This is a genomic window from Legionella sp. (assembly GCF_049790535.1).
Lineage (GTDB): Bacteria > Pseudomonadota > Gammaproteobacteria > Legionellales > Legionellaceae > Legionella.
The window spans coordinates 1-9,263 of sequence record NZ_JBAQZB010000038.1 but is presented as its reverse complement, the minus strand read 5'-3'; the positions used below and the strand labels follow the sequence as shown (position 1 = coordinate 9,263).

The window sequence follows — 9,263 nt, the reverse complement described above, 5'->3', positions numbered from 1 at the left end:
ATGGTCTACGTTCAGGCCACGCTCCAGAGCAAGCTCCTCAACATCACGATAGCTCAGGGAATAGGCCAGATAACATCTGACCAACAGCAGGATCATATCCTGTTTGAAATACTTCCATTTGAAACTGAGCATCGTCGAACTCCAAAAAATTTGGAAATTTTACCAGCGCCTGAAATTTTCTGCGACAAAACCTGTCTTGCATGCTATCTTGCAAACTTGCTCACCCATGATGACTGCTCTGTATTTATTGAAACACCGTCCTTTCTCAAAAAACGGTGGGTATTTATTCTTTCTTTTGGTGATGAAAAAATTATTACTAAGCTGGTGGAACTTGCTAAATCATTAGTGTCAAACATTTACACGCACCGCCAGATTTAATATATTCACCCATTTCACATTCATGTACATTAAATCCATACTCTTCTAATAATTTGAATGTTTTAGGACAACGGGCAGGTATAATAATATCATTTCCAATTACTACTGCATTACAGGCAAAATGTTTTGCCTCGTCTTCTGTCACAGGAATAAGCTCACCCATTTTCCGCATCATTTCCTGAGATTTCTGACTAAAAGCGTGAGGGTACCAAAGTGCTAACGAAGAATTTAACGGACAAAAACAAGTATCTAAATGATAGAAATAAGGGTCAATAAGTTCACAAAAAATGAGATTAAATTGCTTAAAAAATGGTTGGTCATAACTGGATAGATCGCTGCGAAAACCGTAACCTACTGCTAAATAATTATTGAAAAATAATGCATCGCCCGCTCCTTCAAAAGTAGGTGGTTGTATAATTTCAGGCTTTGTATTGATAATCTCAAAGCCTTCTTTTTCAAACCACGATTTAAAGTAATTACTTTCTGACTGGCGTTCTATATTTTTAAAGGAACTAATCCAAACTTGGTTTTGGTAAATAAGTCCTGCGTTTGCTGTAAATACCATATCAGGGAGACCATGAATAGGTTCAATTAATTTAACCTGCGTATCTAAATTCAATATAGTTTCATATAAGCTTTGCCATTGCTTTTGTGAGTTCATCTGGTTAACGGGTTGATCAATATGCATCCAATGATTGATTTCGTAAAAAATGCCATAATGCTGAGGCTTGCACATTAAAATATTCATATCATTATTCCTTGAAAATAACGGGTTCAATTTGGCCAGACGGCTAACCAATTTCCAGAGAAGTTAGTCCAATCCATTTTTCATTATTTATAGGGATAACTTCCCCTTTGTACATACGAAACGTTTCAAATGTTTTTTCTAAACCAAATTGTTCCATTAAATGAATCGCTTCAGAATTAGCTGGCGCATCAATATGCACTTGATCTTGCTTGCCAACGCAGCGGCACAAGGCAGTATATATTCTTTTAGCAATCATCTGATTATCTGCAACTAAAGGGGCTATTTTATACCCCTCATTTGCTTTACTAATTACGCCATAACCGCAAAGCTCACCATTTTCAATAGCTGCTAATACATGGGATTGAGGCATTGTTAACCATTTAGAAAGAAATTTCGGACGAGGAGCTTGAAATAAGCGAGCATCATAATCAATAAGAGAAGTTAAGGACATCGGTTTATGTAGAGAAATTTCTTTCTCTGACGATTCAAAAAAAGACTTTTGTGAGTCTAAAAGATTCCCACGCCAGCGGATATTACTATGTGCCAGCTTAAAGCCTTCTTTCTCATATTGACCTATTTGTTCGCTTACGCCGTTAAGCCCGATGGTAGAGCAATCTTTTAGATTACCCATAACCATATCCCAAAGTAACTTGCCATAGCCTTGGCCTCTGTAAGAAGGGGCGACAATGTAAAGACCTAAAAAAGCAAAATTTGGCGCATAACGAACAGCAGCCAATGAAGCAACTGGCTTATCATCAATTTCAAGTAGATGATAGCCTTTTGGATCAGCCTCATACAACGCATCAATTTCGTAAAGTCCAGGGTTCCACGATTCTTTAATTGCCCAATTAACAACCAATTGCAAATCTTTTTTGCTCATTTCACGAACATTAATTTTTCTTTGGCATATAATTTGTGTGAATTTTGAGGTAGAATTGTCACTGTAAGGTCTAAACAAGTGACTGTATGGCAAGGATGATAGGGATAGTAAACGACGACCAGTAAACATAAGACACTGCTCCAAGTTAATTAGGTAAGTTTCATAAGGATAATGATTAAACTGTTCAGGCTAGCGCGCTTATGTAAAACAATTTATAAGTTATAAGGATTTACATCGTGAAACTTCACTTACACTCTCCTTCGGCAATACAGGCCATTCACCAATTTATTGAATATCAAGCCATCCATAACCCAAATCTGCCAGCCTTAGAATTTCATGGCGATATCCTAACATACAAGTTGCTTAATATCCAGGCTAATAAGCTGGCTCATTTCCTCATAAGAATGGGGGTTCAAGCTGAAACAATAGTTGGTATTTCTGTCAAACGTTCACTCAATATGGTGATTGGAATTCTTGCCATTTGGAAAGCTGGGGGGGCTTATCTTCCAATTGATCCAGAATACCCCACACATCGAATTGAGTATATTTTTGATGACTCTGCAATCCAATTATTATTAACAGAACAATCACTCTTAGAACATTTACCTCCTGTTGCAATTAAGACTATATGTTTAGATACAGATAAATCACGTTTCGAGGCATTTTCCCAAGATAACCCGCCCTGTTTTTTGAAGTCAGATAATTTAGCTTATCTTTTATATACTTCAGGCTCTACAGGTAATCCCAAGGGAGTAATGGTTAGCCATGCAAATTTAATTGCAACTTATCTAGGTTGGCAAGAAATTTACAATTTAACTTCCCAAGATTGTCATCTACAAATGGCCAGTTTTTCTTTTGATGTTTTTGCAGGCGACTTATTAAGGGCGTTATGCTCAGGCGCTAAGCTAGTAATATGCTCCAAAATTAATTTATTAAGGCCAGAGAAGCTTTATAATTTGATAATCACTCAGGATGTTAATTGTGCTGAATTTGTTCCAACTATTTTACGACGATTGATAAGTTATGTGAAAGCAAAAAACAAGGACTTTAGCTTTATGCGTCTTTTACTTTGTGGATCAGATAGTTGGACTTTAGGTGAGTACCGTAATCTTAAACAATTTTGTGGTCATAAAACCCGAGTGATTAATTCTTACGGGCTTACTGAAGCAACTATTGATAGTACTTGGTTCGAAGAGGTAGAATCATTAATAACACTATCATCACAGCAATATGTTCCTATTGGTAAGCCATTCCCACATACTCAAATCTATTTGCTTGATGAAAATTTCAAAAAGGTAGCCAAAGAAGAGATTGGAGAAATATACATTGGTGGGTTAGGAGTTGCACGAGGCTATTATAACAAGCCTGAATTAAATCAGGAGCGCTTTATTATGCATAGCTTTGACGAAAAGCTTTCTGTTAAACTATATAAAACAGGTGATCAAGGCCGCTTTTTAGCAGATGGAAGTGTTCAATTCCTAGGAAGAAAGGATAATCAAATTAAGCTGCGGGGCATTCGTATTGAACTCAGCGAAATAGAATGTGCTATTAATAGTTTTCCTTCTGTTAAAGAAAATATTGTTATTCTTAATGAGCAGGAACCAAGCCATCCTCGTTTGGTGGCTTATGTGGTTGTTGAACAAGAAGCGAAAGAAACTTTATCAGAATTGCGTCACTTCTTAATAGAAAATTTACCTGGCTATTTGATTCCTGCCAACTTTGTTCCTCTAGATGTGCTCCCTTTAACCCCAAACGGTAAAATTGACCGAGAAAATCTTAAAAATAGACATGTAGTATTTCAGTTACCCCATGATGCGTTTGACGACTTAATATTGCCCCGGTCGTTGCATTTACCCCAGAATAATCGGGTAAAAGAGGATCATGGTAATTAATTACAGCAATATGGGCTATATTTAATAAAATCTGTTGATAGAATCTGACTGTTAACAATACTAATGGGGGTGCTTCCGATACTTTTAGGTCACTAACTGATTTGAACCAAGCGATGTTGTGGTTTATTGCTCATTGTTGAATAGTTTTAACTGGGGAGATGATTGAGACAATCTTAAAATTTCTAGCAAATAGTTGAGTTGCGCATTAGTAATGCTATCTTACCTATTAAGTAACAAGAGTTGGTCATAATTACTCGAAGCTCGTATAATTTTAAACTAAAATTCTAAATAGATATTTATATCTTCCTTACACAGCAATCGAGCATAGGATATCACAAAATATGAGTATTAATCCATCAAGTTTAATAAAAAACCCTCTTTTCCAAGCTATTGCTGATGGATTACCGGAAATTCTTGTCATTCTGGATGATCAATTTAAGGTTGCTTTATTGAATGATAGCGCGGAAAAATTATTGCATTGCCCCTTAATTGAAGCATATGGTAAGCCCTTCTCAGAGATTTGTCACCAGGCACATTTTGCTTTTTTCATTTCCGATTATATTAAAACACATGCTAATAATACATTGAATCAAGAGATCACAACGTTAATCGATAACACAAAACTGACATGGCGGGCATTTTCTATAGAAACCCCTGAAGGTTTATTTCATGTGCTCAAAACAATTAATTTTTCTGACAAAGAGAATAAAAATGCAATCTTTCATTTGGAAACATTAATTGAAAACATGCCATGTAACGTATATTGGGTAGATAAAAATTGTTTAATGCTAGGCTGTAATCAAAACGTTCTAACCATGCTCAATATGACTATGGAACAGTTTCTAGGCAAATCTTATGAAGAACTCGCTTTTCTTTGCAATTGGCCAGAAGGTCTAGCGTCTAAACTGAAAAATGATGATTTGACAGTGCTACATAGCGGGAAAGGTATTTATGGTATTGAAGATCCTCCTATTCCTCATTCGAATAATACTTTTTTACACTTATTAACCAGCCGTGTCCCGCTTCGCAACAAAAACGGTGAAATTATTGGCGTGGCAGGAATTTCGACGGATATTACCGCTCTTAAGGAAGCCAAAGAAAAATTAGAAGCGGCTAGTCGTGCTAATATTCAAAATTTGGCTGATTTAAACACTCTTATTACAGGTCAAGCACAAGACAGCTCATCAAGTGCAGAAGAATATGCACAAGAAATATGTGCATTTTATCAATCCATCATTGCCAACATGCCTGATCATGTCTACTGGTTAGATAGAAAGTGTGTTTTACGAGGTGGTAATAATGAATTGGCTCATTTTTTCGGTTTAAAATCTGCTTCTGAATTAGCGGGTTTAACTTATGAGGAAATGAGTAAGCTAGCTAATTGGACAGAAGGGCAAGGACAATCTTTTAAGGATGCTGAATTAGAGGCCATGTCTACAGGTGTGCCTCGATTAAATGTTGAAGAGCCTGTTGTTTTTGTTGATGGGCAGCCGAAATACTATATCTCAAATAAAGTCCCCCTTTATAATAATAAAGGGAAAATTATAGGTGTATTGGGTATTACAACTGATGTTACCGATTTAAAAGAAGCAAAAGAAAAAGCAGAAGCAGCCAGTCGTGCTAAATCGGAATTTATAGCAAATATGTCTCACGATTTTGTGACACCTCTCACTGGTATTATCAATATGTCTTCTGACTTAATGGATGAGCAATCTACACCAGATAATCAACAACGAGCTCAATGGCTTAACAAAAGCGGTGAGCGATTATTAGAATTATGTACAGGTATATTGCAATCTGTCTCCGCGGATAAATATACTGAGCAAGTCTTAAACGAAGAATGTTTTGATTTGCATCAATTTATTGATGCAATTGAAAAACTTGAAAAGCCCATGATTCAATCAAAAAAACTTGAATTTAAAGTAGATATTGCTAAATCTATCCCACCTTATTTAATTACTGATCGAGTTAAATTACATCGAGTTTTGCTTAATTTGCTGGGGAATGCAATTAAGTTTACTCAGACAGGCTATGTTGGCGTAAAAATTAAATTGCTTAAAAAAAATAAGAAAAAAGTTACATTGGCTATAAGTGTAGTTGATACCGGCAGAGGCATTGCGCCTGATTTACAAGAAAAAATATTTGAACGTTTTTTTCGAGTAAATCCCTCTTACAGAGCAATCGATAAAGGGTATGGTATTGGTTTGCATATTGCTCAAAAATATGTGCATTTATTAGGAGGAGAAGAAGGAATTCAATTAGAAAGTAAGGAGGGTAAAGGTAGTCGTTTTTATTTTGTATTGTCTTTTAAAATAGGTAATGCGAAAGATGCGGTTCAAATTGTACCTGAACAAGAGCAATCAATTGAAGTTATTAAAAAACCAAACGATATGAAGACAGAAGAGACACAACCCCCTTCTTCTCTTCAACAAAAAGATACCTTACTAAGTAACTCACCTTTGTTGTTGCTGATTGAAGACACCCCACCAGCTCTACTTGGCCTTGAGTCAATTGTAAAAAAAGCAGGTTGTCGATTTAAATCAGCGATTGATGGTGAAACGGGTCTAGAGCTTGCAAAAAATAACGATTTTGATTTGATTATTACAGACATAGGGTTGCCTGGCATATCAGGCATTGAAGTAAGCAAACAAATTCGAGATTGGGAAAAAGCCAATCATAGAAAAAAAGTCCCCATTGTCGCTTTAACAGCACATGCCACTCGAATGGCTGAGCCAGAATGTTTGGAAGCAGGCATAGATAAAGTATTCACTAAGCCAGCTAGTATAGCTATGCTTAAAAATCTAATTCAGCAGTTTATTTCAAAAAATGATATTGATTCTAATGTTGCTCAGCAATCAATGCTTTCTAAAAAAGACATATCTACCCCACCAAAGACTGGCCTAGGTCCTGATTTACCTGATACAGAAGAAGAATTATTCATGTTAGATCAGTATCCTTATCTTGACATGAAAGTACTTAAAGAAATTTATGGCGATGATTATTACAGCATCATAGGCGAGTCTTTAGAATCAATGCCTAGTCAAATAATTAAAGATAAAAAAGAGATTATGGACGCTTTTATAGCTAAAGATTGGGACAAGGTTGAAAAATTAGCTCATAGGGCGAAAGGAGGTGCCCTTTCTTGTGGTACTTTACGCATGAAATATGCTTGTCAATATTTAGAGCGTTGTCGTAAGGCTGGTCACTCGAAATCATTAGAGAAACTATATTATCAATTAATGCAGGTTCTGGATGAAACGAAGGCTTATATTGAGAAGTGGTTAAAAATGAGCAGAGAGGTTTGAACAAAAGAATTACTCAGGTAGCTAACGTATCTCTGTGCAAAATGTGTTGTAATTCGACCTGAACGATGACCTAATAAATCTTGTCGGTCTATTAATTAAAACACACTCCCATCACACTCAAGAGGCAAATATTCCGTTCTTATCTGCTACTTTTTATAATTTAACTCGTCCTCAGAGGATGGTACAGTAACCTTGCTTTTTATCAGGATTGTCTCCTATTGCTTTGATATGGTTCCTCGTTTCTCTAGTTAATTTCAAGAAGGAAGATACAGGGACAGCCTGACTTGATTTAGCATAGGATAGTGCTGAGCTGACTCCCAAACTTTTTAAGCGCGCACTGGAAATTTCAGAAGCAGCAATAGATGATAGATGTTCATTATAACTCGCTATTGATGTTTTTGGTTTTTTACCTAAAACACTAGACATTTTTGAATAACTTCCAAATGCTGGAACTACTTGTGGGTGCGGATAAAAATGCGAATGAATAGACTTTGCCAACTGTGTTGCAGATAAAAGGCCAGCATTTAAAGCTCGAAAATAGGGCACACCTAGGGCTGCATCCCCAACTAGAAACCATGTTTTTCCTCCATGCTCTTGTGCAAATAGTTCACTACGATAGACGGGTAAATTAATAGCAGTAATTCGCTCACAGTTCTCAATTCTTTGTTCACTAACCAGCTCAGATCGGGCAAGCAGCCATTGTTTAATACTTGTAATTAATTTTTTTATTCCTGGCGATTGTATCTCTTCTGCTTTAAGTAATGTTAAGGGAGTTTTAAAACTGATACCTAAATCTTGCATTTCTTCGAAGGTAGTCTGATCAATAAAAAAACGAATAGATACTTGCGATTGCCCTTCATGTTCTTTACCAACATGTTCCGATGCAAAGTGTTGAATAAGAGATAAGATAGGAAAAAACTCCATTTGGAGATGCATTTTTCTTGATGGTCCTCGTACTGTATATTTGATTTCAGCAATATACTGTAGATCTTCTTGAATAATTTTTTTATCCCTAAAAACTTCCTTTCGCACAAGACTATGAGAGCCATCTGATCCCACGATAACAGATGTCTCAGGATTAGCTTCAGCTAATTCTTGTGTTGAGAGGATATGTTGGTATTGAATCTCAATCCCTACTTCTTTCGCAAACGTCAACAATTTTTCTTCTATAACTTTTGTGGGTACTGTGTTAATTAGTTGATTCAGTATGGCTTGAAATTGTGGGTTTAGGTGCGAACCTTTATATGATTTTTTATCAACATGTAGAACATGATCACGTTGATATTCTTCATATTTTTCATACATACGTATCTTGAGATTAGGACAGAATAATTTTGTTTGGATCGCGGCAAATAAACCTACCGGACCTGCTCCTATAAAAATTACATCAGGGCTTGGCATAACAAATAACTCCAGAATAATAAATTGCTTCATTATATCACGATTTGAAGGACATGAACCGAGCACTAAGGCAAGCAGCTTACGTTAGTGATATTGAAGTGTTGAAGCTCTTAATTGGTACCCATAGAGCCTCAGTGAATGAATGTTCTCCAAAAACCCAACAAACGGTATTAGATTTTGCTTTCAAAAGCAAAAGTGAGTCAAGCATAAAAGAAAGTTGCATACAATTGTTAAAACAAAATGGTGCTCAATCTATGCAGCCACAAGAAGTAATAGAATCTACTACAGCGAAAATCTAGCGGTGTAGGTTTAAATATAAAGCTCAGGGGTTTTAATGTAATGAACCATCCCCCCACTAAGTTGGAATTTAATATAACCAGCTTAGTATTCGAATTTGGATAATTTGAAATTGGATGGGAGATTCATAATGAATATTAGCTTATATGAAAGCGGTGATGAGTGCTTTTGAGAAACATTTTTGGAAAACTGCTTAACTTAGAGTTAACACTTTTTGATAGTTTCTTCCATGCGTTCCCTAATGGATTCACGTATACTAGGCGAGGGACAAAATAAAGAATTGAGATCTACATGGATACAGGGGAATAAGCTATCCAAAATAATTTTAAATATTTATTTTATAACTTATTGATTTTATTATA

General features: G+C 35.9%; 7 protein-coding genes. 4 read left to right on the top strand and 3 right to left on the bottom strand.

Going from position 1 to position 9,263, the window contains the following annotated elements; genetic code table 11:
- On the top strand, positions 1 to 378 hold a 378-nt coding region (locus tag WA877_RS01860), incomplete at its 5' end, for a hypothetical protein (protein WP_425169244.1).
- On the opposite strand, the gene WA877_RS01855 is transcribed toward WA877_RS01860, so the two are convergent.
- Together WA877_RS01855 and WA877_RS01850 are read right to left on the bottom strand one after the other, a co-directional pair.
- On the bottom strand, positions 335 to 1,126 hold the full coding sequence (locus WA877_RS01855) for a dimethylarginine dimethylaminohydrolase family protein (protein WP_425169243.1): 792 nt from the start codon (positions 1,124 to 1,126) through the stop codon (positions 335 to 337). The genes WA877_RS01860 and WA877_RS01855 overlap by 44 nt on opposite strands.
- Before the next feature lie 43 nt (positions 1,127 to 1,169).
- Positions 1,170 to 2,135, bottom strand: a complete 966-nt coding sequence (locus WA877_RS01850; RefSeq protein ID WP_425169242.1) for a GNAT family N-acetyltransferase — start codon at positions 2,133 to 2,135, stop codon at positions 1,170 to 1,172.
- Positions 2,136 to 2,242: 107 nt separating this feature from the next.
- Between WA877_RS01850 and WA877_RS01845 the strand changes: the two genes are divergently transcribed.
- Together WA877_RS01845 and WA877_RS01840 are read left to right on the top strand one after the other, a co-directional pair.
- The gene (locus WA877_RS01845) at positions 2,243 to 3,898 is read left to right on the top strand and encodes a non-ribosomal peptide synthetase (protein ID WP_425169241.1); all 1,656 of its coding nucleotides are present in this window, start codon (positions 2,243 to 2,245) and stop codon (positions 3,896 to 3,898) included.
- A gap of 341 nt (positions 3,899 to 4,239) precedes the next feature.
- Positions 4,240 to 7,203 carry a PAS domain-containing protein gene (locus tag WA877_RS01840; RefSeq protein ID WP_425169240.1) on the top strand — a complete coding sequence of 988 codons (2,964 nt, stop codon included), beginning with the start codon at positions 4,240 to 4,242 and terminating at the stop codon, positions 7,201 to 7,203.
- 171 nt (positions 7,204 to 7,374) lie between these two features.
- Here the strand turns inward: WA877_RS01840 and WA877_RS01835 are convergent, their stop codons facing one another.
- A complete protein-coding gene (locus tag WA877_RS01835) occupies positions 7,375 to 8,604 on the bottom strand; it encodes a hypothetical protein (RefSeq protein WP_425169239.1) in 1,230 nt (409 codons plus the stop codon).
- 53 nt (positions 8,605 to 8,657) lie between these two features.
- Here WA877_RS01835 and WA877_RS01830 point away from each other — a divergent pair, with 53 nt between their 5' ends.
- The gene (locus tag WA877_RS01830; protein WP_425169238.1) at positions 8,658 to 8,903 is read left to right on the top strand and encodes a hypothetical protein; all 246 of its coding nucleotides are present in this window, start codon (positions 8,658 to 8,660) and stop codon (positions 8,901 to 8,903) included.
- Positions 8,904 to 9,263 lie beyond the last annotated feature (360 nt).

Bases quoted from the DNA above. Each gene is read 5' to 3' on its own strand.
- WA877_RS01840 (WP_425169240.1), top strand. From the start codon at position 4,240: ATGAGTATTAATCCATCAAGTTTAATAAAAAACCCTCTTTTCCAAGCT.
- WA877_RS01835 (WP_425169239.1), bottom strand. From the start codon at position 8,604: ATGCCAAGCCCTGATGTAATTTTTATAGGAGCAGGTCCGGTAGGTTTA.
- WA877_RS01855 (WP_425169243.1), bottom strand. From the start codon at position 1,126: ATGAATATTTTAATGTGCAAGCCTCAGCATTATGGCATTTTTTACGAA.
- WA877_RS01850 (WP_425169242.1), bottom strand. From the start codon at position 2,135: ATGTTTACTGGTCGTCGTTTACTATCCCTATCATCCTTGCCATACAGT.
- WA877_RS01830 (WP_425169238.1), top strand. From the start codon at position 8,658: ATGAACCGAGCACTAAGGCAAGCAGCTTACGTTAGTGATATTGAAGTG.